This is a genomic window from Pseudomonas sp. TWR1-1-3 (genome assembly GCF_049896805.1).
Lineage (GTDB): Bacteria > Pseudomonadota > Gammaproteobacteria > Pseudomonadales > Pseudomonadaceae > Aquipseudomonas > Aquipseudomonas bubulae.
The window spans coordinates 480,886-506,020 of sequence record NZ_JAFCUZ010000004.1 but is presented as its reverse complement, the minus strand read 5'-3'; the positions used below and the strand labels follow the sequence as shown (position 1 = coordinate 506,020).

At 59.0% G+C, this 25,135-nt stretch carries 26 protein-coding genes; 14 read left to right on the top strand and 12 right to left on the bottom strand.

Annotated features, from left to right (window positions below):
• Positions 1–7: 7 nt before the first annotated feature.
• Positions 8–295 carry an Asp-tRNA(Asn)/Glu-tRNA(Gln) amidotransferase subunit GatC gene (gatC, locus tag ACP7BE_RS18050; protein ID WP_016781778.1) on the bottom strand — a complete coding sequence of 96 codons (288 nt, stop codon included), beginning with the start codon at positions 293–295 and terminating at the stop codon, positions 8–10.
• Positions 296–505: 210 nt separating this feature from the next.
• On the opposite strand from gatC, the gene mreB reads away from it, so the two are divergent.
• The 8 genes from mreB to tldD all read left to right on the top strand — a co-directional run bounded on the left by mreB (position 506) and on the right by tldD (position 11,740).
• A complete protein-coding gene (gene mreB, locus ACP7BE_RS18045; RefSeq protein ID WP_002555108.1) occupies positions 506–1,543 on the top strand; it encodes a rod shape-determining protein MreB in 1,038 nt (345 codons plus the stop codon).
• 143 nt (positions 1,544–1,686) lie between these two features.
• Entirely contained in the window at positions 1,687–2,757 is a 1,071-nt protein-coding gene (mreC, locus tag ACP7BE_RS18040; protein WP_095001124.1) for a rod shape-determining protein MreC, read from the top strand.
• Positions 2,758–3,246 carry a rod shape-determining protein MreD gene (gene mreD / locus ACP7BE_RS18035; RefSeq protein WP_095001125.1) on the top strand — a complete coding sequence of 163 codons (489 nt, stop codon included), beginning with the start codon at positions 2,758–2,760 and terminating at the stop codon, positions 3,244–3,246.
• A 51-nt stretch (positions 3,247–3,297) separates the two neighbouring features.
• The gene (locus ACP7BE_RS18030) at positions 3,298–3,903 is read left to right on the top strand and encodes a Maf family protein (RefSeq protein WP_426106729.1); all 606 of its coding nucleotides are present in this window, start codon (positions 3,298–3,300) and stop codon (positions 3,901–3,903) included.
• Positions 3,904–3,959: 56 nt separating this feature from the next.
• A complete protein-coding gene (gene rng, locus ACP7BE_RS18025; RefSeq protein WP_095001127.1) occupies positions 3,960–5,417 on the top strand; it encodes a ribonuclease G in 1,458 nt (485 codons plus the stop codon).
• 75 nt (positions 5,418–5,492) lie between these two features.
• On the top strand, positions 5,493–9,305 hold the full coding sequence (locus ACP7BE_RS18020; RefSeq protein ID WP_426106726.1) for a YhdP family protein: 3,813 nt from the start codon (positions 5,493–5,495) through the stop codon (positions 9,303–9,305).
• A gap of 9 nt (positions 9,306–9,314) precedes the next feature.
• On the top strand, positions 9,315–10,142 hold the full coding sequence (locus tag ACP7BE_RS18015; RefSeq protein WP_426106724.1) for a carbon-nitrogen hydrolase family protein: 828 nt from the start codon (positions 9,315–9,317) through the stop codon (positions 10,140–10,142).
• A 155-nt stretch (positions 10,143–10,297) separates the two neighbouring features.
• Entirely contained in the window at positions 10,298–11,740 is a 1,443-nt protein-coding gene (gene tldD, locus ACP7BE_RS18010; RefSeq protein ID WP_426106722.1) for a metalloprotease TldD, read from the top strand.
• 47 nt (positions 11,741–11,787) lie between these two features.
• Here tldD and yjgA read toward each other — a convergent pair whose 3' ends face one another.
• Entirely contained in the window at positions 11,788–12,309 is a 522-nt protein-coding gene (gene yjgA / locus ACP7BE_RS18005; protein WP_016781786.1) for a ribosome biogenesis factor YjgA, read from the bottom strand.
• Positions 12,310–12,416: 107 nt separating this feature from the next.
• On the opposite strand from yjgA, the gene pmbA reads away from it, so the two are divergent.
• The 6 genes from pmbA to ACP7BE_RS17975 all read left to right on the top strand — a co-directional run bounded on the left by pmbA (position 12,417) and on the right by ACP7BE_RS17975 (position 17,679).
• Positions 12,417–13,763 (top strand): metalloprotease PmbA, encoded by a 1,347-nt coding sequence (gene pmbA, locus ACP7BE_RS18000; RefSeq protein ID WP_095018242.1) that lies wholly within the window; start codon positions 12,417–12,419, stop codon positions 13,761–13,763.
• Positions 13,764–13,904: 141 nt separating this feature from the next.
• The gene (locus ACP7BE_RS17995) at positions 13,905–14,300 is read left to right on the top strand and encodes a FagA protein (protein ID WP_426106719.1); all 396 of its coding nucleotides are present in this window, start codon (positions 13,905–13,907) and stop codon (positions 14,298–14,300) included.
• Entirely contained in the window at positions 14,293–15,669 is a 1,377-nt protein-coding gene (locus ACP7BE_RS17990) for a class II fumarate hydratase (RefSeq protein WP_095018241.1), read from the top strand. Before ACP7BE_RS17995 ends, ACP7BE_RS17990 begins: the two co-directional genes overlap by 8 nt.
• Before the next feature lie 27 nt (positions 15,670–15,696).
• A complete protein-coding gene (locus ACP7BE_RS17985) occupies positions 15,697–16,146 on the top strand; it encodes a hypothetical protein (RefSeq protein WP_095001134.1) in 450 nt (149 codons plus the stop codon).
• Position 16,147: 1 nt separating this feature from the next.
• Entirely contained in the window at positions 16,148–16,759 is a 612-nt protein-coding gene (locus tag ACP7BE_RS17980) for a superoxide dismutase (RefSeq protein ID WP_095001135.1), read from the top strand.
• A 26-nt stretch (positions 16,760–16,785) separates the two neighbouring features.
• Positions 16,786–17,679, top strand: coding sequence for a ZIP family metal transporter (locus ACP7BE_RS17975; protein WP_095001136.1), 894 nt, complete (start codon positions 16,786–16,788; stop codon positions 17,677–17,679).
• Between the two features lie 133 nt (positions 17,680–17,812).
• On the opposite strand, the gene ACP7BE_RS17970 is transcribed toward ACP7BE_RS17975, so the two are convergent.
• The 10 genes from ACP7BE_RS17970 to ACP7BE_RS17925 all read right to left on the bottom strand — a co-directional run bounded on the left by ACP7BE_RS17970 (position 17,813) and on the right by ACP7BE_RS17925 (position 24,887).
• On the bottom strand, positions 17,813–18,085 hold the full coding sequence (locus tag ACP7BE_RS17970; RefSeq protein WP_095001137.1) for an HPr family phosphocarrier protein: 273 nt from the start codon (positions 18,083–18,085) through the stop codon (positions 17,813–17,815).
• 15 nt (positions 18,086–18,100) lie between these two features.
• Complete coding sequence (gene rapZ, locus ACP7BE_RS17965) at positions 18,101–18,958, bottom strand: RNase adapter RapZ (RefSeq protein WP_426106715.1); 858 nt, start codon at positions 18,956–18,958, stop codon at positions 18,101–18,103.
• 2 nt (positions 18,959–18,960) lie between these two features.
• Positions 18,961–19,425 (bottom strand): PTS IIA-like nitrogen regulatory protein PtsN, encoded by a 465-nt coding sequence (ptsN, locus tag ACP7BE_RS17960; protein WP_095001138.1) that lies wholly within the window; start codon positions 19,423–19,425, stop codon positions 18,961–18,963.
• A 12-nt stretch (positions 19,426–19,437) separates the two neighbouring features.
• A complete protein-coding gene (hpf, locus tag ACP7BE_RS17955; RefSeq protein ID WP_016781796.1) occupies positions 19,438–19,746 on the bottom strand; it encodes a ribosome hibernation-promoting factor, HPF/YfiA family in 309 nt (102 codons plus the stop codon).
• A gap of 75 nt (positions 19,747–19,821) precedes the next feature.
• Complete coding sequence (locus tag ACP7BE_RS17950) at positions 19,822–21,315, bottom strand: RNA polymerase factor sigma-54 (protein WP_095001139.1); 1,494 nt, start codon at positions 21,313–21,315, stop codon at positions 19,822–19,824.
• Between the two features lie 235 nt (positions 21,316–21,550).
• Positions 21,551–22,276, bottom strand: a complete 726-nt coding sequence (lptB, locus tag ACP7BE_RS17945) for an LPS export ABC transporter ATP-binding protein (protein WP_095001140.1) — start codon at positions 22,274–22,276, stop codon at positions 21,551–21,553.
• Complete coding sequence (lptA, locus tag ACP7BE_RS17940) at positions 22,276–22,821, bottom strand: lipopolysaccharide transport periplasmic protein LptA (protein ID WP_095001141.1); 546 nt, start codon at positions 22,819–22,821, stop codon at positions 22,276–22,278. Before lptA ends, lptB begins: the two co-directional genes overlap by 1 nt.
• Complete coding sequence (gene lptC / locus ACP7BE_RS17935; RefSeq protein ID WP_095001142.1) at positions 22,808–23,380, bottom strand: LPS export ABC transporter periplasmic protein LptC; 573 nt, start codon at positions 23,378–23,380, stop codon at positions 22,808–22,810. The genes lptA and lptC overlap by 14 nt, the downstream gene beginning before the upstream one ends.
• An 8-nt stretch (positions 23,381–23,388) precedes the next feature.
• Complete coding sequence (locus tag ACP7BE_RS17930; RefSeq protein ID WP_095001143.1) at positions 23,389–23,913, bottom strand: KdsC family phosphatase; 525 nt, start codon at positions 23,911–23,913, stop codon at positions 23,389–23,391.
• Positions 23,913–24,887, bottom strand: coding sequence for a KpsF/GutQ family sugar-phosphate isomerase (locus ACP7BE_RS17925; RefSeq protein WP_095001144.1), 975 nt, complete (start codon positions 24,885–24,887; stop codon positions 23,913–23,915). Before ACP7BE_RS17925 ends, ACP7BE_RS17930 begins: the two co-directional genes overlap by 1 nt.
• Positions 24,888–25,135 lie beyond the last annotated feature (248 nt).

The following is a 25,135-nucleotide window of genomic DNA, read 5'->3' as shown; positions in this document are numbered from 1 at the left end:
TTTCCCTTTACTCGATGACTTTCGGAACCAGATAGAGGCCGTTTTCGACCGCCGGTGCGATGGACTGATACGCCTCGCGATGATTGCTCTCAGTCACGACGTCTGCACGCAGGCGCTGGCTGGCTTCCAGTGGGTGGGCCAGAGGCTCGATACCGGTCGTGTCGACGGCCTGCATCTGATCAATCAGCCCCAAAATGCTGTTAAGGGCTTCGGTGGTGCGTGGAATATCGGCATCATTGAGGCCAAGACGGGCCAAATGTGCGATTTTTTCCACGTCGGAGCGGTCTAGCGCCATGGGATTCTCCAGTGGAAAACAGGACGGATGCTATCCGTGTGTTAGATTGTCGGAACACTACCGCATTTCTACGGTCATATGGCCGCGATTGTGGGTGTTGGTGCTCAGAAAAGCGCCCAATTTAACATATTGGCGCCTTGCCCAAAATCCCTGTCGTTGTTAGAGTTTGCCGCACTTTTTTACCCACGCGTTGCCTAGGGTCCCTTTCCCATGTTCAAGAAACTGCGTGGCATGTTTTCCAGCGATCTTTCCATCGACCTGGGCACTGCCAACACCCTTATTTACGTGCGCGAGCGCGGTATTGTCCTGAATGAGCCATCAGTTGTGGCTATTCGGACACACGGTAACCAGAAAAGTGTCGTTGCTGTCGGCACCGAGGCCAAGCGCATGCTTGGCCGTACACCGGGCAACATTGCTGCCATTCGTCCGATGAAGGACGGCGTTATCGCCGATTTCAGCGTTTGCGAAAAAATGCTGCAGTACTTCATCAACAAGGTGCATGAAAACAGTTTCCTGCAACCTAGCCCGCGAGTCTTGATTTGCGTGCCTTGCAAATCGACTCAGGTAGAGCGTCGCGCCATTCGTGAATCGGCACTCGGTGCCGGTGCCCGTGAAGTGTTCCTGATCGAAGAACCAATGGCTGCGGCCATCGGTGCAGGCCTGCCGGTTGAAGAAGCTCGTGGCTCGATGGTTGTCGATATCGGTGGCGGTACCACTGAAATCGCGCTGATCTCCCTGAACGGTGTGGTTTACGCCGAATCCGTACGGGTAGGTGGCGACCGTTTCGACGAAGCAATCATCACCTATGTGCGCCGTAACTACGGCAGCCTGATCGGTGAATCGACTGCCGAGCGCATCAAGCAGGAAATCGGCACTGCCTACCCGGGTGGTGAAGTACGTGAAGTCGACGTACGCGGCCGTAACCTGGCAGAGGGCGTACCACGTGCCTTCACCCTGAACTCCAATGAAGTGCTCGAGGCTCTGCAAGAGTCGCTGGCAACCATCGTTCAGGCCGTGAAAAGCGCGCTGGAACAGTCTCCGCCAGAGCTGGCTTCGGACATCGCCGAGCGTGGCCTGGTACTGACCGGTGGTGGCGCCTTGCTGCGTGACCTCGACAAGTTGCTGGCTCAGGAAACCGGTCTGCCGGTGATTGTTGCCGAAGACCCGTTGACCTGTGTTGCGCGTGGCGGTGGCCGTGCGCTGGAAATGATGGATAAACACACGATGGACCTGCTCTCCAGCGAATAAGATCGCGTGGTGCAGCCCTTTCGTTATCATCAGAAGGTAGCACTTTGCAGTGCTGCCTTTTGGCGTTTATCTTCTGTCAATCTTCATCCAGGCCGCTTGAAGCCGTATGAATAAATTGAACACCTGCCCGGGAGGAGCGGCTTATTAAACCGCTCTTTTCCAAAGGCCCCTCATTGGGCGTGCGCTTTCTGGTGCTGGTCGTGCTATCGGTCGCGCTAATGGTAGTGGACGCTCGCTTTACGTTACTCAAGCCTGTGCGCAGCCAGATGTCTCTGGTACTGATGCAGTCCTACTGGATCACCGATCTGCCGCAGCGTTTGTGGCAGGGCGTGGCCAGTCAGTTCGGCAGCCGCACTGAGCTGGTGGCTGAAAACGAGAAACTCAAAACCGAAAACCTTCTGCTTCAGGGGCGCATGCAAAAGCTGGCGGCCTTGACCGAGCAGAACGTTCGCCTGCGCGAGTTGCTCAACTCTTCGGCGCTGGTCAACGAAAAGGTCGAAGTGGCCGAGCTGATCGGCATGGACCCCAACCCCTTCACTCATCGCATCATCATCAACAAGGGTGAACGTGACGGCGTTGTGCTGGGCCAGCCGGTACTCGATGCCCGCGGTCTGATGGGGCAGGTGGTTGAGTTGATGCCTTACACCTCGCGTGTCCTGTTGCTGACCGATACCACCCATAGCATTCCAGTACAGGTCAACCGTAACGGGTTGCGGGCGATTGCCAGCGGTACGGGCAACCCCGAGAGCCTTGAACTGCGTCATGTTGCCGACACGGCGGATATCAAGGTGGGTGACCTGTTGGTCAGCTCGGGCCTGGGGCAGCGCTTCCCGGCCGGTTACCCGGTGGCAACGGTAAAGGAGGTGATTCACGATTCGGGTCAGCCCTTTGCCATTGTGCGGGCCGTGCCGACGGCAGCCCTGAATCGCAGCCGTTACCTGCTGCTGGTGTTCAGTGACAGCCGTACCCCTGAAGAGCGGGCCAACGATGCGGCCAAGGCTCAGCAGGCTGAACAAAACGGTGAACCGCCGCCGATCATTCCGGCGACGGTGCCCAAGCCGGTTGCGCCTGCAGCGGCCGTTATCCCGGCGGCTGTGGCTCCAGCTCCGGCGGCTGTTGCCGAGCCCAAGACCGTGAAAAAACCTGCGCCCGCTGCAACCCCTGCCGCCAAGCCGCCAGCCGCCGTGCCGGCCACTACCCGGGAGAGGCAATAAATGGCGAGTACCCGTTCGCGTAACGGCTGGATCATCTGGCTGACATTTGCCATTGGCCTGTTGCTCAGTATTTCACCCATGCCCCAGTTCATGGAAATCCTGCGCCCGCTCTGGCTGGCATTGCTACTGGCTTTCTGGGCCTTGTACATGCCGCACAAAGTGGGCATGGTCACCGCGTTTTGCCTGGGGTTGGCGGAGGATGTGCTGTATGGCACGTTGCTGGGGCAGAACGCCCTGACCCTGACCCTGATTACCTTTCTGGTGCTGTCCCTTCAGCAGCGCTTGCGGGTGTTCCCGATGTGGCAGCAATGCCTGGTGCTTCTGGTTGTGTTCGGCCTGGCGCAGCTTGCGCAACTGTGGCTCAGTGCGTTGACCGGCAATCGCCAGCCAACGCTGGCGCTGGTGTTGCCGGGTGTGGTCAGTGCCCTGCTGTGGCCCTGGGTCAGTTACGGGCTGCGCGGGCTGTGCAGACGCTTCAAAATCAATTAACCGGATACGAGCCATTTCCTGGTTTGTGCACCTCGACAGGGAGATGTCTTGATGACCTCGCTTTATCTGGCCTCTGGCTCACCGCGCCGACGCGAGTTGTTGACTCAGATCGGCGTGCCGTTTGAAACGGTCAGCGCAGCCATTGACGAAACTCCCCTCCCGAATGAATCCCCTATGGCCTATGTCGAGCGCCTGGCGCGCGAAAAGGCCCAGGCCGGGCGCCAACAACTGCTGACGACCATGCCGGACGCTGCGTTTTGCGTACTGGGGGCTGACACGGCCGTGGTGCTCGATGAACACATTCTCGGTAAACCGGTCGACGAGGCCGACGCCTTGGCTATGCTCATGGCGCTGTCTGGCCGGGAGCATGAGGTGTTGACCGCGATCGCGATTATTGACGCCGGGCGCTGTGAAACCCGAGTGGTACGCAGTCAGGTACGCTTTAGAAACATCAGCAAACAAGAAGCCAGCCTGTATTGGGCCAGCGGTGAACCCCTGGACAAAGCCGGTGGCTACGCCATTCAGGGCTTGGCTGCGGTGTTTGTGGCGGGCCTGAATGGCAGTTATTCCGCCGTCGTGGGCCTGCCTGTGTGCGAAACCGCAGAACTGCTCGGGCATTTCGGCATACCCTGTTGGCAAAACCTTACCGTGCGCTGAATACGGCACCTACGAGACGTGGCACTACTGTGATGACGCCTGAACGAGACCCAGCCATGAGTGAAGAGATCCTGATCAACATCACGCCGATGGAATCGCGCGTGGCAGTGGTAGAGAACGGTGTTCTGCAAGAGGTGCATGTCGAACGTACCCAGCGCCGGGGCATTGTCGGTAATATCTACAAAGGCAAGATTGTCAGGGTTTTGCCCGGCATGCAGGCTGCCTTTGTGGATATCGGTCTGGATCGTGCTGCTTTTATTCATGCCTCCGAAATTTCCCTGCGTGAAGGCCAGGCCGTTGAAAGCATCGGTACGCTGGTGCATGAAGGCCAGAGCCTGGTGGTGCAAGTCACCAAAGACCCGATAGGTTCAAAAGGTGCGCGCCTGACGACTCAACTGTCGATACCCTCGCGCTACCTGGTGTATATGCCGCGCACCGCCCATGTCGGCATTTCGCTGAAGATCGAAGACGAAGCCGAGCGCGAACGCCTTAAACAGGTGGTCAGTGATTGCGTGGCCCAGGAAGGCATCAAGGAAGCCGGCGGGTTTATCCTGCGTACGGCGGCCGAAGGTGCCGGGGCGGATGAGATCCTGATGGATATTCGCTACCTGCGTCGTTTGTGGGACCAGATCGGTGCCCAGATCAAGACGGTGGGCGCGCCGACGGTGATCTACGAAGACCTGGGCCTGGCGCTGCGTACATTGCGTGATCTGGTCAGCCCCAAGATCGAGAAAATTCGCATCGATTCGCGGGAAACCTTTCAGAGGACCACGCAATTTGTTGCCGAACTGATGCCGGAAATCGCCGACCGCCTTGAGCACTACCCGGGCGAACGGCCGATTTTCGATTTGTACGGCGTTGAAGACGAAATCCAGAAGGCCCTGGACCGCAAGGTACCGCTCAAGTCCGGCGGTTATCTGGTGGTCGACCCGGCTGAGGCCATGACCACCATCGACGTCAACACCGGCGCGTTTGTGGGGCATCGCAACCTTGAGGAAACCATCTTCAAGACCAACCTCGAAGCGGCTACCGCGATTGCCCGGCAACTGCGCCTGCGCAACCTGGGCGGGATCATCATCATCGACTTTATCGACATGGAAGATGAAGAGCACCAGCGCCAGGTGATACGCACCCTGGAAAAACAGCTGGAGCGTGATCACGCCAAGACCAACATCATCGGCATTACCGAGTTGGGTCTGGTGCAGATGACCCGCAAACGTACGCGCGAGAGCCTGGAGCAAGTGTTGTGTGAGCCGTGCGTGTGCTGCCAGGGCCGGGGAAAGTTGAAAACCCCCGAAACCATCTGCTATGAAATCTTCCGTGAGATCCTGCGAGAGGCCCGGGCTTATCAAGCGACCGGCTATCGTGTGCTGGCCAACCAGAAAGTGGTGGATCGTTTGCTGGACGAAGAGTCAGGCAATGTCGCGGAGCTGGAAGGGTTTATCGGTCGCACGATTCGTTTTCAGGTCGAAACCATGTACTCCCAGGAACAATACGACGTGGTGCTGCTCTGAAGTATCTAGCGTCACATAGCGTCGAAAAGGGGCTGAAACCGGCCCCTACGATCATTATTTAAGGGGCCACCTGACATGGAGCGTCTGACACGCTTTTTTGCCGCGCTGACCCGTTGGGGGCTGGGCGCGTGCGCTCTGGTTTTGGTCCTGACGGCGTTGTACGTCAGTATCGGCCGTGAATTGACCCCCCTGATCGCCGAATACCGCGTTGAAGTGCAGAGCAAAGCCCGTGAAGCGCTGGGCATGCCATTGACCATTGGCAGCCTGGAAGGAAGCTGGAGCGGCATGGCGCCGGTATTGAAGGCCCACGACGTCATGGTCGGTGAGGGCAACAGCGCCCTGCGTCTGGATGAAGTGCAGGTGGTGCCCGATGTGTGGGCCAGCCTGTTGAACCGTGATATCCGTATTGGTCACGTGCAACTCAATGGTCTGCAACTGAGCTTGCGCCAGGATGAACACGGCCACTGGGCACTCGAAGGGCTGCCGGTGCAGGATGACCAGCCGCTTGACCCTGAGCAGTTGCTCAACCAGCTGCAACGTGTGGCGCGGTTGTCGGTGCTCGACAGCCAGGTGACCCTGGAACCCTACAAACAATCCCCGCTGACCCTGACTTATGTCGGGCTGACGCTGGACGTCGGCGCGTCGGACCAGCGTCTTGATGCGCGGCTGACCTTGCCCGATGGCCAGCCCGTGGCGCTGAGCCTCAGCACACAGGTTCAGGCCAGCCACTGGCGTGACGGTGCGGCCCAGGCCTATGTGAGCCTGCCGCAAAGTGATTGGGCCAAGTGGCTGCCGGCCACGCTGATCGCACCGTGGAAAGTCTCCGAGCTCAAGGCTGGAGGCGAGTTCTGGTTCAACTGGAGCCAGGGCTCGGTACAGAGCGCGGTGGCGCGCCTGAATGCGACCCGGTTCAGTGGTGCCTATGCCGATCGCAAACCCGAGACCATCGAGAACCTGGCGCTGCATGCCTGGGCTGAGCGCGGCAAACAGGGTTTCAGGGTGGTGCTCGACTCACTGGCCATGAACCTGGGCAAGACCCGTTGGGAAACCCGTCTGCAACTGCAGCAGTTCGCGGCCACCGACAAGGAGCAGGAGCGTTGGCACCTGCAGGCCGACCGCCTGGACCTGACCCCGATCACGCCGCTGATGGACTCACTGGCCCCCGTGCCGGAAGCCGTCGCCAAAGTCATCGATCAATTGAGCGTTACCGGCACCTTGCGCAATGTGCTGGCTGATTATCGACCAGCAGCCACGGACGATCAAAAAATCAGCTTTGCGGCCAATCTGGAGCAGGTCGGCTTCAATGCCACCCACGGCGCTCCGGCGGCGCGCAATGTCAGTGGCCTGATCAGCGGCGACCTGGGCAAGGGCGAACTGCGCCTGGACAGCAAAGACTTCATGCTGCACCTCGACCCGATCTTCGCCAAGCCCTGGCAATACTTGCAAGCCAATGCCCTGCTGACCTGGACCCTGAACAAGGACAGCTTCACCCTGATTGCGCCCTACATCAAAGTGCTGGGGGAAGAGGGCAATATCGCGGCCGACTTTTTGATCCGCATTCACCTTGACCATTCCCAGGAAGATTACATGGACCTGCGGGTGGGCCTGACAGATGGCGACGGCCGTTTTACCCCCAAGTACCTGCCTGAAGTACTGAGTCCGGCGCTTTCGGAGTGGCTGAGCACCGCGATTATCAAAGGCGCAGTCGAAGAGGGCTTCTTCCAGTATCAAGGTTCGCTGAGCCATGACGCCGTTGCGGCGGCGCGCAATATCAGCCTGTTTTTCAAGGTGCATGGCGCAGAACTGGCGTTCCAGCCTGGCTGGCCCCATGTGCGTAACGTGTCGGGCGATGTGTTTATTGAAGATAGCGGTGTGCGGATCATGGCCAGCAAAGGTCAGCTACTCGACACCCGTGTGCGTAACGTGGCTGTCAGCATCCCGCATGTGCCTGCCGGCAAGGTCAGCCATCTGTTTCTGGATGGCGACTTTGAGGGCGGGCTGGGGGACGGTCTGAAAATTCTTCAGGAAGCACCGATAGGTACCGCAGAAACGTTCGCTGGCTGGCAGGGTGAAGGTTCGCTGAAGGGCCGTGTTGATCTGGACATCCCGCTGGAAAAGGGTGTGGAGCCAAAAATCCTGGTGGACTTCAACGTCGACAAGGCGCGCCTGAAAATCAGCGAACCCGAGCTTGAACTGACCCAGCTCAAGGGTGACCTGCGCTTTGACAGTGCCAAGGGCCTGAGCGGCAAGGGCATCAGCGCCCGGGCGTTCGATCGCCCGATCACCGCGCAGATCTTTGCCGACGGCAAGCCTGGCCGCATCAGCACCCGGGTGGTGGCCAGCGGTCAGGTGGGGGTGAAAAAACTCACGGACTGGCTCAAGTTCAATCAACCGATCCCGGTAAGCGGTGACTTGCCCTATCAGTTGCAACTGACCCTGGACGGTGCCGACAGCCAGTTACGCGTCAGCTCCAGCCTCAAGGGCGCGGTGGTGGATTTGCCGGCACCCTTCGGGCTGGCGGCCAATGAAAGCCGCAACAGCGTGTTTCGCATGACTCTGCAAGGCGCCGAGCGGCGGTACTGGTTTGACTACGGCGACTTGGTCAACCTGACCTTTGCTGCCCCCAATGGCAAGTTTGAAGACGGGCGTGGCGAGTTGTTCCTGGGCGATGGCAAACCCGTTTTGCCCACGACCAAGGGCCTGCGCATTCGCGGCGTGCTGTCGGAGCTGGACGTCGCCCCCTGGCAGGCGCTGGTCGAACGATATGCCGGCAATGACCCCGGCGGCAGCGCCAAGCAACTGCTCAGCAGTGCGGACTTTAAAGTCGGCAAGTTGATTGCCTTCGGCAGCCAATTGGATCAGGTGCGCCTGGTCATGAAGCGCGTCGCCGCCTCCTGGGCGCTGCAAATCGACAGCAAGCAGGCCATCGGCGCCGTGACCTTACCGGATGCGAACAACGCGCCGATTGTGGTCAACATGCAGACCATTCGCCTGCCTGCGCCTGATCCCAAGACGGTGGCAGACGAGAATGCCCCCGACCCGCTGGCTGCGGTCGACCCGCGCAAAATACCGGCCCTGGACATCATTATTCGCCAGCTCTACCAGGGGGCGGACCTGCTTGGTGCCTGGTCACTCAACATTCGACCCAACAGCCGTGGCATCAGCCTTACCAGTCTCAATCTGGGGCTCAAGGGCATGCTGCTTGAAGGTTCGGGCGGCTGGGAAGGCGCCCCTGGTAACAGCAAAAGCTGGTACCAGGGGCGCCTGGGTGGCGGCAACCTGGCCACGGTGCTGAAGAACTGGGGCTTTGCCCCCAGCGTCACCAGCGACAACTTTCATGTGGACATCGATGGCAACTGGCCCGGTTCGCCAGCGTGGATTGGTCTCAAGCGTTTCTCCGGCACACTGGACGCCTCGCTCAACAAGGGGCAGTTTGTGGAAGTCGACGGCAGCGCCCAGGTGCTGCGCATTTTTGGCTTGCTCAACTTCAACGCCATTGGCCGCCGTCTGCGCCTGGACTTCTCCGACCTGTTCGGCAAGGGCCTGAGCTATGACCGGGTCAAGGGCGTGCTCAATGCCCGCAGCGGCGTGTACAGCACAGGCAAGCCGATCCTGATGACCGGGCCGTCCACCAATCTGGAACTTAACGGTACATTGAACATGGTCACCGACCGGGTCGACGCCAAGCTGCTGGTGACCTTGCCCGTGACCAATAACCTGCCCCTTGCAGCGCTGTTGGTGGGCGGGCCGGCAGCGGGCGGGGCGATGTTCCTGCTCAACAAGCTGATCGGTGACCAGGTGTCGCGCTTCGCCAGCGTGCAATACAGCATCCAGGGCCCGTGGAACGATCCGAAAATCACCTTCGACAAGCCTTTCGAGAAACACTAGGAGCGCAGCATGACCCTGGCAGTGATTCAAATGGTCAGCCAGAGCGATGTCCTGGCCAATCTGGCCCAGGCCCGTCGCCTGCTGGAAGAGGCTGCCCAAGGCGGTGCGCAACTGGCCGTGTTGCCCGAGAACTTTGCCGCGATGGGCCGTCGCGATACTGCCGCCATCGGCCGCGCCGAGGCGTTGGGCGAGGGCCCGATCCTGCCCTGGTTGAAACAGACCGCCCGCGACCTCAAGTTATGGGTAGTGGCTGGTACTTTGCCTCTGCCCCCCGAGGGGCAGCCTGAAGCCAAGGTCAATGCTTGTTCATTGCTGATCAACGCCGAGGGCGAGCAAGCGGCCCGTTACGACAAATTGCACTTGTTTGATGTGGATGTGTCTGACAACCGTGGCCGCTATCGCGAGTCTGATGACTATGCCCGGGGCAAGCGTGTGGTGGTGGTTGATACCCCGGTGGGCAAGCTGGGCCTGAGCGTATGTTATGACCTGCGCTTCCCGGAGCTGTACAGTGAGCTGCGCACTGCGGGCGCTGAACTGATTACCGCGCCCTCGGCCTTTACCGCTGTCACGGGTGCGGCCCATTGGGAGATACTGATACGCGCCCGCGCCATTGAAACCCAGTGCTATATCCTTGCAGCGGCCCAGGGCGGCGTGCATCCGGGCCCGCGAGAAACCTGGGGGCATGCAGCCATTATCGATTCCTGGGGGCGGGTGCTGGCCGAGCAGGCGCAGGGCGAGGGGGTGTTGCTGGCCCGCCGCGATGCGCTTGAGCAGGCGGATATCAGGGCGCGCATGCCGGTGGTGAGCCATCGGCGGTTCAACGCCCATCTAATTTAAGTGGGAGCGGGCTTGCTCACGATGCAGGCGACAGGGTGTAACCGTTGCCCCGCATCGATGCCATCGCGAGCAAGCCCGCTCCCACAGAACAGATTTTTCAGGCCCGAGGGTTCAGCACTCAAAGATGCTGAAGCAGGGGCCAAGACGGAGTGATTATGAGCGAGTTGTTGACCTCAGTCAGCGAACACCTGTTGGCACCCGGAGGTGTCACCATCGAAAGCCTGCAAAGCGTATTGGGCGACCTGGCCGGGCCGGGTATCGACGCGGCAGACCTGTATTTCCAGGGCCAGATTTCCGAATCCTGGGCGCTGGAAGACGGCATCGTCAAAGAAGGCAGCTTTAACCTCGACCAGGGTGTAGGTGTTCGCGCCCAGTCTGGCGAGAAGACCGGCTTTGCCTACAGCAATGCCATTACCCTGGAAGCATTGGGTCAGGCTGCCCGCGCCGCCCGCTCGATCTCCCGCGCCGGGCAAAACGGCACGGTGCAGGCGTTCACCACCCAGGACGTGGCTCAGCTGTATGGCCCGGACAACCCGCTGGAAGTCATCAGCCGCGCAGAAAAGGTCGAGCTGCTCAAGCGTGTCGATGCCGCCACCCGCGCCCTCGATCCGCGTATCCAGCAAGTCACCGTGAGCATGGCCGGGGTCTGGGAGCGGATTCTGGTGGCCTCCACCGATGGCGGGCTGGCGGCAGATATCCGGCCGCTGGTGCGTTTCAACGTCAGCGTCATCGTTGAGCAGAATGGCCGTCGCGAGCGCGGCGGTCATGGTGGTGGCGGGCGTACCGACTACCGCTATTTCCTCACTGACGATCGTGCCATGGGTTACGCCCGTGAAGCGTTGCGCCAGGCCCTGGTCAACCTCGAAGCGGTACCGGCTCCGGCAGGCACCATGCCGGTGGTTCTGGGCTCGGGTTGGTCCGGCGTACTGTTGCATGAAGCGGTGGGTCACGGTCTGGAAGGGGACTTCAACCGCAAGGGCAGTTCTGCCTACAGCGGACGCATGGGCGAAATGGTTGCTTCCAAACTGTGCACCATCGTCGATGACGGTACCCTGGCGGGCCGCCGTGGCTCGCTGAGCGTGGATGACGAAGGCACCCCGACCGAGTGCACCACCCTGATTGAAAGCGGCGTGCTCAAGGGCTATATGCAGGACAAGCTCAATGCCCGTCTGATGGGCGTGGCGCGCACCGGCAACGGCCGTCGCGAATCCTATGCGCACTTGCCGATGCCGCGCATGACCAACACCTACATGCTGGGCGGCGAAAGCGATCCTGCCGAAATCATCGCTTCGGTGAAAAAGGGCATCTACTGCGCCAATCTGGGTGGTGGTCAGGTCGATATCACCAGCGGCAAGTTTGTGTTCTCCACCAGCGAAGCCTATCTGATTGAAGACGGCAAAATCACTCGCCCAGTCAAAGGCGCGACCCTGATTGGCAACGGGCCGGAAGCAATGAGCAAGGTGTCGATGGTCGGTAACGATCTGTCGCTGGACAGCGGCGTAGGCACGTGTGGCAAGGATGGGCAGTCGGTGCCGGTAGGTGTCGGCCAGCCAACCCTGAAGATTGACGCGATCACTGTAGGCGGTACGGGCGGTTGAGGGGAGGTCCCGTGAAGGTTGCCAGGCAACCTTCACGGGTACGAGGCTTAACGCAGACCGCGTTGAGTCTCGTCCAACCCACGGATGTACTTGAACAATTTGCGGCTTGAAGCCGGTGCCTTGTTATGAGCCAGCTCGTGTTTGGCCTGACGTATCACCGAACGCATTTGCTGGCGGTCGGCTTCAGGGAACTCGGCAACAAACTTTTCCAGTACAGCGTCATCACCCTCGATCAGGCGATCACGCCAGCGCTCGAGGTTGTGAAAACGTTCGTTGTACTGGCGAGAAGAGGCATCGACTTGATCGATCAAGGCAAGAATTTCGTCAAGCGGTTGATCGCGCATCAGTTTGCCGATGAACATCATATGGCGCTTGCGCGCAATATGAGCCGTGTGTTTTGGAGCATCTGCCAAAGCCTTACGCATAGCGTCAGTCAGGGGCATTTTGTTCAGCAAGTCAGGCTTGAGTGTCGTGAGACGCTCGCCCAGATCAACCAGAGCATGAAGCTCGCGTTTGACCTGCGATTTGCTTTTTTCGCCGTCGAAGGCGTCGTCGTAAGAATCAACCATGGTGGCAGTCCGCAAAGAAACGCCGCCATGATAACCAGTCGGGGGCCGCTTGTCCGGCCCGGTCGCTCGGCGGCCCTGCCGAAAACAGAATTTGAGTGGAGAAAACCATGAGTGCAGTTCAAAGCGTCGGCCCGCAGGCCTTGCCGGCACTGCAGGAACAGGTCGAGCAAATCATCGCCGAAGCCAGGCGCCAGGGTGCCAGCGCCTGTGAAGTAGCCGTGTCGCTGGAGCAGGGGTTATCGACCTCGGTACGTCAGCGCGAAGTTGAAACCGTAGAGTTCAACCGTGACCAGGGTTTTGGCATCACCCTCTATGTAGGCCAGCGCAAAGGCTCGGCCAGCACCTCGGCCACCGGCCCGGATGCCATCCGCGAAACCGTCGCCGCCGCCCTGGCGATTGCCAAACACACCTCGGAAGACGAAAGCTCGGGTTTGGCCGATGCCAGCCTGATGGCGCGTGAACTGAAAGACTTTGATGTGTTCCACACCTGGGACATCACCCCCGAGCAGGCCATTGAAAAGGCCCTGGCCTGCGAAGCCGCTGCATTTGAGGCCGACAGCCGGATCAAAAATGCCGATGGCACCACCCTCAGCACCCATCAGGGCTGCCGCGTGTACGGCAATAGCCATGGTTTTATCGGCGGCTCGGCTTCGACCCGTCACAGCCTCAGCTGCGTAATGATTGCCGAAGGCGACGGCCAGATGCAGCGTGACTACTGGTATGACGTCAATTGCCAGGGCGAGTTGTTGATGGACGCCGTGAGCATTGGCCAGCGCGCCGCCGAGCGCGCTGCCCGGCGACTGGGCTCGCGCCCGGTACCGACGTGCGAGGTGCCGGTGCTGTTCTCGGCCGAACTGGCTGGCGGCCTGTTTGGCAGTTTCCTGGGGGCAATCTCGGGTGGCAACCTGTACCGTAAATCGTCGTTCCTGCTCGATGCAATGGGGCAGCAGATTTTCCCTGAATGGTTGACCCTGGATGAGCGCCCGCACCTGATGCGCGCCATGGGCAGCTCGTCGTTCGACAATGATGGCCTGGCCACTTACGCCAAACCGTTTATCAAGGACGGCGAGTTGGTTTCGTACATCCTGAGCACTTACTCGGGGCGCAAACTGGGCATGCCGAGCACTGCCAACGCCGGCGGCGTGCATAACCTCTTTGTGACACACGGTGATGAAGACCAGGCAGCCTTGATTCGCAAAATGGGGCGTGGTCTGTTTGTCACCGAGTTAATGGGCAGCGGCCTGAACATGGTCACCGGTGACTATTCCCGTGGCGCGGCGGGTTTCTGGGTCGAGAATGGCGAAATCCAGTTCCCGGTGCAGGAAGTGACCATCGCCGGCAATATGCGCGATATGTTTAAACAGATCGTGGCCGTGGGCAACGATCTGGAGCTGCGCAGCAACATCCGCACCGGTTCGGTGCTGATTGAACGCATGATGGTGGCGGGCAGCTAAGACTGGCCTGTTCCATGCCAAGGCGTATCACTGCAGCGGTGATACGCCTTTTTTGTGTTTGTGCATCCTGTCCTTTAGCAGACTTGTTTTGATAATCAATATCGCTTAATAATGAATCTCATTATCGAGTGAGCCTGGGTCATGAGTTCTGCGTTGCGTGAAGGGCTGTATCTAGAAAGCTGGCGCTGGATGAGCCGCCAGATCCGCTGCGGGCTGGCGCCGGACGAACCGCGCCTGATCGAGCATTACCTGGCTGAAGGCCGCTATCTTGCTGGCTGTACAGCCACTTCCCCGTGGTTGATTGCGGTCACCACCTTCCGCCTGATGCTAGACACAGCCACTGACACCGCGCTGCCTTGGCACTGGCGCAATCTGTGCCTGGACAACGCGTGGCGTCCGCTGCGCGACCTCGAAACCCAAGCCCTGTGCAATTGCCGACTCAAGCGCTGGCAAAGCTTTGCCTGGCAGTTGGCAACCTGCGAGCTCGAACCTTCAATTTCTTTAACAGAACTGGTGCAAGGATTTCCCGATGAGTAACACTCGTATCGAACGTGACAGCATGGGTGAGTTGCGTGTGCCTGAATCCGCGTTGTACGGTGCGCAAACCCAGCGTGCAGTCGACAACTTCCCCATCAGCCATCAACGCATGCCTGCGCAATTCATTCGCGCCCTGATCCTGGCCAAGGGCGCAGCGGCCCTGGCCAACGTTGAACTCAAGCAGATCAGCGCGGCCCAGGGCGAGGCGATTGTCGAGGCCACCCAGATCCTGTTGACCGGTGATTTCATGGAGCACTTCCCGGTGGATATTTTCCAGACCGGTTCGGGCACCAGCTCCAACATGAATGCCAACGAAGTGATTGCAACCCTGGCCACGCGGCTGCTGGGCGAGCCGGTGAACCCCAACGATCACGTCAACTGCGGGCAAAGCAGCAACGACATTATCCCGACCACCATCCATGTCAGCGCTGCACTGGGCCTGCACGAGCAGTTGCTGCCGGCGCTGAGCCATCTGGTGCAGGTTATCGAGCGCAAGGCGATCGAGGTTCACGCCTACGTCAAAACCGGGCGCACCCACTTGATGGACGCGATGCCGGTACGCATGAGCCAGGTGCTCAATGGCTGGGCGCAGCAGCTCAAGGCCAATATCGAGCATTTGCATAACCTGCAGCCAGCTCTGCAAGCCCTGGCCCAGGGCGGTACCGCGGTGGGCACCGGGATTAACGCCCACCCGCAGTTTGCTGCGTTATTCAGTCAGCAACTCAGCGAGCTGACCGGGGTGGCCTTCACGCCGGGCAAGGACCTGTTTGCCTTGATTGGTTCGCAAGACACCGCAGTGGCTGTTTCTGGTCAGTTGAAGGCCACGGCAGTGTCACTGATGAAAATCGCCAACGACCTGCGCTGGATGAACTCCGGCCCCCTGGCCGGTCTGGGCGAAATCGAACTTGAGGCGTTACAGCCGGGCTCGTCGATCATGCCGGGCAAGGTCAATCCGGTGATTCCGGAAGCCACGGCGATGGTCGCGGCCCAGGTCATCGGCAACGACGCGGCGATCACCGTGGCAGGTCAGTCCGGCAATTTCGAACTGAACGTCATGCTGCCGGTGATTGCGCACAACCTGTTGAGCAGCATCGAACTCATGGCCAACTCAAGCCGCCTGTTGGCTGACAAGGCCATCGCCAGCTTCAAGGTCAATGAAGCCAAGCTCAAGGAGGCGCTGTCGCGCAATCCGATCCTGGTAACGGCACTGAACCCGATCATCGGTTATCAAAAAGCCGCCGAAATTGCCAAGACCGCTTACCAGCAAGGGCGCCCGGTAATCGATGTGGCACTTGAATACACGGATTTGTCACGCAGCCAGCTTGAGGTCCTTCTCGACCCCGAGAAACTCACCGCCGGCGGCGTTTAATCCATCGACACTGCTTTGGAGGTTCACATGGATCACTGGAAACGCACGATCGAAAGAGCCAACCGCTGTTTCGCCGAAGGCGAACTGGTCGATGCCCGCGAGCATTATCTGCAGGCGCTGGCCCTGGCCCAGGTGCTGTTCGAGCGCTGGAGTGATGCCGACGAAGCAGTGGCCGCCTGCGTCATTTCACACCACAACCTGGCGGATCTGCATTTGCGCCTCAATCAACCGGAGGAGAGCGTGGAGTACCTCTGTGCGATTCATCAGCGATTGTTGCAAACCATGCAGAACGCGCGCCTGCCGACAGCATTGCGTGAAGCGGCGCTGCGTCAGAGCAGCAAGACCTACGTAGAGCTTTTGAATTTTATCAGTGAGTACGGCGAGTACCCGCGCTCCAACCTGTTGCTCAAAAGCAATGTGGCTCAGAGCAGCCATGAGTTCTCGACAGTTAGCGGCCATCACTTAGGAGCACATTGAAATGACTTACACCTTGCCTGCATTGCCTTATGCCTATGACGCGCTTGAACCGCATATTGATGCGCAAACCATGGAAATTCACTACACCAAGCATCACCAGACCTACATCAATAACCTCAATGCGGCCGTAGAGGGCACCGAATGGGCCAAGTGGCCGGTGGAAAAACTGGTGGCCAGTGTTCATCAGTTGCCCGAAAAGCTGCGCGCTGCAGTGATCAACCAGGGTGGCGGGCATGCCAACCACTCGTTGTTCTGGGAAGTCATGAGCCCTAAAGGCGGGGGTAAGCCCGAAGGTGCGCTGGCCAAGGCGATTGACGAGCAGTTGGGTGGTCTGGAGGCGTTCAAGGAAAACTTTACCAAAGCCGCGCTGACGCGTTTTGGCAGTGGCTGGGCATGGTTGAGCGTGACCCCGCAAAAAACGCTGGTAATCGAAAGCAGCGGCAACCAGGACAGCCCGCTGATGAACGGCAATACGCCGATCCTGGGGCTTGATGTGTGGGAGCACGCGTATTACCTGCGCTATCAAAACCGCCGCCCGGAATATATCAACGCGTTTTACAACGTGATCAACTGGCCGGAAGTGGCGCGACGCTATCAAGCGGCGATTGGCTAAGCGCAACGAAAGGATTCAGGCGGATTATGGGCACGCAAATTTTAGCGGTCGGTGGCGTTCGAATGTTTCGCTATGCCTTCGGTACGCTTTTGCTGTTGGCGGGTACGGCCCTGTTGGTTGCCAAGGGGCTGGTCTGGCTGGATCTGGAGCCCCGGCTGCTGCGGGCGCTGCAGGGCGGTGCGTTGTGTGCACTGGGCACGGCGTTAGGCGCCGTGCCTGTCCTGGTTATTCGAAAAATGCCGGTGGCGGTCAGTGACACTCTGCTGGGCTTTGGGGCCGGTGTGATGCTGGCGGCCACGGCCTTTTCGCTGATTGTGCCGGGCATTGCGGCAGCGCAAAGCCTGGGGTTGTCACCCTGGCCCGCCAGCGGGCTTATAAGTGCAGGGATCCTGCTGGGCGCATTCTGCCTGTTTCTGGTGGATCGCAAGGTCTCGGGCGCCGGGCCGGAGGTATTTGTCAGTCGCCCCGGCGAGCCGGTCATCGCGCCGCGCATCTGGTTGTTTGTGATTGCCATTGTGGCGCACAACATTCCTGAAGGCATGGCGGTCGGGGTGTCGGCGGGTGGCGGCATGCCGGATGCCGATAGCCTGGCGATGGGCATTGCGTTGCAGGATGTGCCGGAAGGCCTGGTGATTGCCCTTGTATTGGCAGGGGCGGGCATGTCGCGGGTCAAGGCGTTCCTGATTGGTGCGGCATCAGGTCTGGTTGAGCCGGTCTTTGCGGTGCTCTGTGCCTGGCTGGTCAACTTGGCCGAGGTGCTGTTGCCGTTGGGTCTGGCATTGGCGGCCGGGGCGATGCTGCTGGTGGTCACCCAGGAAGTCATCCCCGAGTCGCGGCGCAATGGCCACGAAAAGCTGGCGAGCCTGGGGTTGTGTGTCGGCTTTTGTTTGATGATGGTGATGGATACGGCGCTTGGTTGAATCGATCTCTGCAGATACTCTTTAGTCGATCAATTCCTGCCGTGGGAGCGAGCCTGCTCGCGAACGACCTTCGCGAACAGGCTCCCTCCCACGGTGGCAGTTTTCCTGCCGCTGCGTCGAAAAAGCTTCAGGCTTATTCGCCTTCATCAAAGTAGTTGTTGATCAGGGCAACCAGTGCGTCCAGCGCTTCCTGATCCTTCTCACCTTCGGTCTTGATGTGGATGGTTGTGCCCTTGCCGGCGGCCAGCATCATCATGGCCATGATGCTTTTGCCGTCGACCATCGACTCAGGGGTGCGACCCGCCTGGATCTGACATGGAAACTGCCCTGCGATGCCGACAAACTTTGCCGATGCACGGGCGTGCAAGCCCAGTTTGTTGATGATTTCAATTTCCACTGCAGGCATCGCGGGGTAGATCCTTCAAGTAAGGTCGCGGTGGCGAACCTGGACGTTCTTCAGAGTTTCTTGCAGGCATTTGCCCAGGCGTTCGGTCAGGTACACGGAACGGTGATGCCCGCCCGTGCAGCCGATTCCGATTGTCACATAGGCGCGGTTGCTGGCTGCAAAGCGCGGTAGCCATTTAAGCAGGTAGCTGGAGATGTCCTGGAATATCTCTTCGACATCAGGTTGCGCCGCCAGATAATCGGCTACCGGCTGGTCCAGCCCTGACTGCTCGCGCAGCTCGGGTTTCCAGTACGGGTTGGGCAGGCAACGCACGTCAAACACCAGGTCGGCATCCACCGGCATACCGCGCTTGAAACCGAACGACTCCACCAAAAAGGCGGTGCCTGGCTCTGGCTTGTTCAGCAGACGCAGCTTGATGGTGTCACGTAACTGATACAGATTCAGATTGGTGGTGTTGATGGTCAGGTCAGCGAGGTCGGCAATGGGGCCCAAAAGCTGGGTTTCATCGCGAATGGCTTCGGCAAGGGAGCGGCTCGCGCTGCTGAGCGGGTGGCGCCTGCGGGTTTCCGAGAAGCGCTTGAGCAAGGTTTCTTCGTCGGCATCCAGGTACAGCACGTCACACTGGATATGCCGGTTACGCACCTCTTCAAGCAACTGCGGAAAACGTGACAAATGACTCGGCAGGTTGCGCGCATCGATCGAAACGGCCACCAGTGGCTGGGCCAGTTCAGTGTGAATCAACGCGCGTTCGGCCAGTTCCGGCAGCAAGCCGGCTGGCAGGTTGTCGATGCAATAGAAACCGTTGTCTTCAAGGACGGCGAGGGCAGTGCTTTTACCGGAGCCGGAGCGTCCGCTGACTATGACTAAGCGCATGATTAATGACCGTTCTGTACGTCCAGAACAACCTGATACAACGCTTCGTTGCTAGGTGCGTTGCGCAGTCTTTCGCGCACGTCTTTGCGATCGAGCATGCTGGCAATCTGCCGGAGCAGTTCCAGGTGTGCATCGGTTGCCGCTTCTGGCACCAGCAAAACGAAAAGCAGGTCGACCGGCGCGCCATCGATGGCGTCGAAATCTATGGGGGCGTCGAGGTGCAGCAAGGCGCTTACAGGCGACTCGCAGCCCTTGAGGCGGCAATGGGGTATGGCGATGCCGTTGCCAAAACCGGTGGAACCCAGTTTTTCACGGGCAATAAGGCTCTCGAAAACATCCTGCATTTCGAGACCAGGCACTTCGCGGCTGATCAGGTTGGCAATATGTTCGAGTGCACGCTTTTTACTGCCGCCCGGCGCGTTCACCAGGGAACGGCCGGGGGTCAGGATACTTTCAAGTCGGATCATGGGTAGGGAGTATTAACGACCGGTCGCGCCCTGGAGCAGGCTTTGGGTCTTTTCCTTATGCTTTTTCAGTTGGCGATCAAGCTTGTCAGTGAGCAGATCGATGGCGGCATACATATCGTCATGCTCGGCGTTGGCAACGACTTCTCCTCCATGGATGTGCAAGGTGGCCTCGATTTTCTGTTTCAGTTTTTCGACCGCCATCGTTACCTGTACGTTGGTAATCTTGTCGAAGTGACGCTCCAGTCGGTCGAGTTTTTCGCCGATGTATGCGCGTAGCGGTTCGGTGACTTCCAGTTGGTGTCCACTGATGTTGACTTGCATACAGTTTCTCCTTTGATGCCATTGCATAAAGCGGCAGGCCGAGCAGCCTGCCACTGAAACGCCGGGGTCCGTGGCTTACATCAAACGCTTGCGTTCGCTCGAAGGCGCTATCCCGAGGGATTCGCGGTACTTGGCGACGGTGCGACGGGCTACCTGAATACCTTGTGCCTCCAGTAAACCAGCGATCTTGCTGTCACTCAACGGCTTTTTCTGATTTTCCGCTGCAACCAGTTTTTTGATGATGGCACGGATCGCGGTGGAGGAGCATTCGCCGCCTTCAGAGGTGCTGACGTGGCTGGAGAAAAAGTATTTAAGTTCATAAATGCCCCGTGGGGTATGCATGAATTTTTGTGTGGTAACCCGGGAAATGGTGGATTCGTGCATGCCCACCGCTTCGGCGATATCGTGCAGTACCAGGGGTTTCATGGCTTCATCGCCATGCTCGAGAAAGCCGCGTTGGTGCTCGACGATCTGGGTCGCCACTTTCATCAGGGTTTCGTTGCGGCTTTGCAGGCTTTTGATAAACCAGCGTGCTTCCTGCAGCTGGTTGCGCATAAAGGTGTTGTCGGCGCTGGTATCGGCTCTGCGTACGAAACCGGCGTATTGCGCGTTCACGCGCAGGCGCGGTACGGACTCCTGGTTAAGCTCGACCAGCCAGCGCTCGTTGTCCTTGCGCACGATCACGTCAGGTACGACGTATTCGGCTTCGCTGGATTCGATTTGCGAACCCGGGCGCGGGTTGAGGCTTTGTACCAGTTCAATGACCTGGCGCAGTTCGTCCTCTTTGAGCTTCATGCGGCGCATCAGCTGGCTGTAGTCGCGTGCGCCAAGCAGGTCGATGTAGTCGGTGACCAGGCGCTTGGCCTCGCTCAGCCAGGGGGTCTTGGCAGGCAGTTGGCGCAATTGCAGGAGCAGGCATTCGCCCAGGTTGCGCGCGCCAATGCCAGCCGGTTCGAATTGCTGGATGCGATGCAGGACGGCTTCGATTTCATCGAGTTCAATGTCCAGTTCCGGATCAAAGGCTTCGAGGATTTCTTCGAGGGTTTCGTCCAGGTAGCCCTGGTTGTTGATGCAGTCGATCAGTGTTACGCCGATCAGACGGTCGGTGTCGGACATCGGAGCCAGGTTCAATTGCCACAGCAGGTGGCTTTGCAGGCTTTCACCGGTCGAGGTGCGGGTGGTGAAGTCCCACTCGTCATCGTCGTTGCTTGGCAGGCTGCTGGCGCTGGTCTGGTAGATGTCTTCCCAGGCAGTGTCCACGGGCAGTTCGTTGGGAATGCGCTCACCCCAGTCACCGTCTTCCAGATTATCTACGGTCTGGGCAGTTTCCTGGTAGGTGGGCTCTTGAACGTCGGGATTGGGCTTTTGCTCAATGTTGTCGGCAAGGGGGTCTGCATTGTCGAAGTCGTCGCCTTCTTCCTGGCGCTCGAGCATGGGGTTGGACTCCAGGGCTTCCTGGATTTCCTGTTGCAGATCGAGGGTCGACAATTGGAGCAGGCGGATGGCCTGTTGCAGCTGAGGTGTCATTGTCAGCTGCTGGCCCATTCTCAGGACTAGCGATGGTTTCATGGCAGGGGCTTAACACCTTATTCGCCGGCGCACATGGCGCCATCCACTACAGGGCGCGTGAGCGCCAAACATAAGCAAATTATATGCCTGAAACCGGTGCGTTTGCCTAGGGGGCGGTCTAAATTAGTTTGCGGGTGGTGAACTGATCGAGAGCACCCCGTTGAATATTCGGGCAATAAAATGCTGGCGCATTTTTACTGCCCGGATGCCCTGGCTGCCCAAGATGTGTCCGGGCTTACAGGCGGAACTCGTGACCCAGGTAAACTTCCCGCACCAACTTGTTGGCCAGAATCGTTTCAGCATCGCCTTCAGCGATCAATTGCCCGTCATTGACGATATAGGCCGTTTCGCAGATATCGAGGGTTTCACGGACATTGTGGTCGGTGATCAGCACGCCAATGCCCTTGGCTTTGAGGTGGTAGATGATTTGTTTGATGTCGCCCACCGAGATCGGATCGACACCGGCAAAGGGTTCGTCGAGCAGGATGAACTTGGGTGCCGTGGCCAGTGCGCGGGCAATTTCTACCCGACGGCGCTCACCGCCCGACAGGCTCATGCCCAGGTTGTCGCGAATATGGTTGATATGGAATTCCTGCAGCAGGCTTTCCAGCTCCTTGCGACGACCGGTCTTGTCGAGCTCCTTGCGGGTTTCGAGGATTGCCATGATGTTGTCGGCCACCGACAGCTTGCGAAAGATCGAGGCTTCCTGTGGCAAGTAACCGATACCGGCGCGTGCGCGACCATGCATGGGCTCGTGGCTGACGTCCAGGTCATCGATCAGTACGCGACCCTGATCGGCGTGCACCAGGCCGACAATCATGTAGAAACAGGTGGTTTTGCCCGCGCCGTTGGGGCCGAGCAGGCCCACGATTTGCCCGCTGTCGATCGACAGGCTGACATCACGTACTACCTGACGGCTCTTGTAGCTTTTGGCCAGATGCTGGGCTTTCAGAGTTGCCATTACTGGGCCTTCTGCTGGTCGGTTTTCTTCTTGGGCTGGATCACCATGTCGATGCGCGGGCGAGGTGCGGTGACATTGGCGCCATTGGCGCGACCGGCACTGGCAATTTGTTTTACCGTGTCGTAGACGATTTTCTCGCCCTCGGTGGTGTTGCCGTCGTTGATCACTTTGGCCTTGTCAATCAGTACGATGCGGTTTTGTGGTGCATGGTATTGAATGGTGACGGCATAAGCCTGTACCGGTTTGGGGTCAGTGGCTTTTTGCAGTTGCTCGAAGTAGGCCAGGTTGCCGACGGATGTCACCACGTCGATTTCGCCCGCAGCATTACGGGTGATGGTGACGGTGTTGCCGGTGATTTTCATCGAGCCCTGGGTGATGATGACATCGCCCTTGTAGGTGGCAATACCTTGCTTGTCATCCAGTTGTGCCTCGTTGGCCTGGATGCGAATAGGTTGTTCGGTGTCGTTCGGCAGAGCCCAGGCGCTCACGCTTCCCAGTGCTGCGCTCAGGCTGAGCAATAAAGGGAGGGTTTTAACGAGACTCATACTGTCCTCTTACGTTGGACAGCAGGTCCATCCTGCCGTCTTTCAAATATGCTTTCATGCCCTTGCCAGTGGTTACGCCGCCAGCGCCGTCGATTCTAACGTCTCGCTCGGTCTGCGCATATTCCTTCTGGGGGAATACAGTCATACGGGTACTGGTAATAATGGTGGTGCGGTTTTTTTCGTCAGTGCGCGCGATGCGCACCGAATCGATAAGCTCGACCTCGGTGCCATCCGGGTTGACTTCACCGCGCTCGCTCTGCACGTTCCACGGGTAGGCCGTGCCGCGGTAGAGCTGCATTTTCGGTTGGGTCATCTGAGTGACCTCGGAAGCCTTCAAATGTTCAAGCTTCTCGGACGTCATGTCGTACTGCAGCTTGCCGTCAGGTAAAAACTGACGGCTGTGTGCATTGGTGGCGTAGTAGTCGATAGCGTTTTCATCCACCGCCAGGGTAGGGGCATTGAGAAAACGTTCCGGCCTGATATTCCAGTAGCCAGCAGCTGCAAACAGCGAGGCAATCACTGTAAACAGCACTATTTGGCGAATCTTTTTGCTCAGCATAGAAAGCTCTATAGGTAGGCGGCGTGGGCTGCGTCCAGGCTGCCCTGGGCACGCAGAATCAGCTCGCAGAATTCACGGGCGGCACCTTCGCCACCCCGCGCCCGGGTTACCCCGTGGGCGTGCTCGCGGACAAAGTCCGCAGCGTTGGCCACGGCCATGCCCAGACCTACCCGGCGGATAACCGGCAGGTCGGGCAAGTCATCTCCCAGGTAGGCAACCTGTTCATAGCTTAGGTTGAGTTGGCCAAGAAGCTCGTCCAGTACGACCAATTTGTCTTCGCGGCCCTGGTACAGATACGGGATGCCCAGGTTTTGTGCGCGACGCTCGACCACCGGGGTTTTGCGGCCGCTGATAATTGCCGTTTGCACACCGGCGGCCATAAGCATCTTGATGCCCTGGCCGTCGAGGGTATTGAAGGTCTTGAATTCGCTGCCATCTTCGAGGAAATACAGGCGGCCGTCGGTCAATACGCCGTCAACGTCAAAAATGGCCAGCTTGATGCCCTTGCCGCGCTTGAGAAGTTCCTGGGTCATTACATTACTCCTGCGCGTAGCAGATCGTGCATGTTCAAGGCGCCAACCGGACGATCTTGCTTGTCGACCACCACCAGCGCGCTGATTTTGTGGTCTTCCATGATTTTAAGGGCTTCGGCTGCCAGCATGTCGGCGCGGGCGGTTTTGCCGTGCGGGGTCATGACCGCGTCGATGGTGGCGTTGCGGATGTCGATTTCGCGGTCCAGGGTGCGGCGCAAGTCGCCGTCAGTAAAGATTCCGGCCAGTCGACCGTCCTCTTCTATGACGACGGTCATGCCCAGGCCCTTGTGGGTCATTTCCATCAACGCTTCCTTGAGCAATGTACCGCGCACGACTTGCGGCAGTTCATCACCAGAGTGCATGACGTTTTCCACTTTCAGCAATAGGCGTCGGCCCAGTGCTCCGCCGGGGTGGGAAAAGGCGAAATCTTCTGCAGTAAAACCGCGAGCTTCAAGCAGGGCAATAGCCAGTGCATCGCCCAGCACCAAGGTTGCCGTGGTGGACGAGGTCGGTGCCAGATTCAACGGGCAGGCTTCCTGGGCCACGCGGGCATCCAGGCTGACATCGGCGGCCTTGGCCAGCGGCGATTCGGGGTTGCCGGTCATGCTGATCAGCTTGATGCCCAGGCGCTTGATCAGTGGCAGCAGGGTGACGATTTCGGCGGTCGAGCCGGAGTTGGACAGTGCGAGAATAATGTCATCGCGGGTAATCATGCCCATGTCGCCGTGGCTGGCTTCTGCCGGGTGGACAAAAAAAGCCGTGGTGCCGGTGCTGGCCAGGGTTGCGGCAATTTTATTGCCGATGTGTCCTGACTTGCCCATGCCGACCACGACCACCCGGCCTTTACTGGCCAAAATCATCTCGCAAGCGCGTACGAAATCTGCGTCGATATGTGTCAGCAAGCCCTCTACGGCTTCCAGTTCGAGGCGGATGGTGCGTTGGGCGGATTGGATCAGGTCGCTGGATTGGCTCATGGTTGAAGTCGGGTAGCCTGAGAAAAGGCAACGATTATAGCGGTTATGTGGCGTTCCCTCACGCTTGATCGCTGTGCTTTATTGCATGTGCTTACAAAGTGCGCGTGTGTTTGCAGAAAAAACATCTTTATTTCACTGTACTGAGACTTAACCGGCACTCCTTCGGTCTTGGGCGGTCACTATGAGCAGTGGTATAGTTCGCCGCCAGTTCGGCCCGCCAGGGAACGCGTGCTTCTTCACAAGAAGTT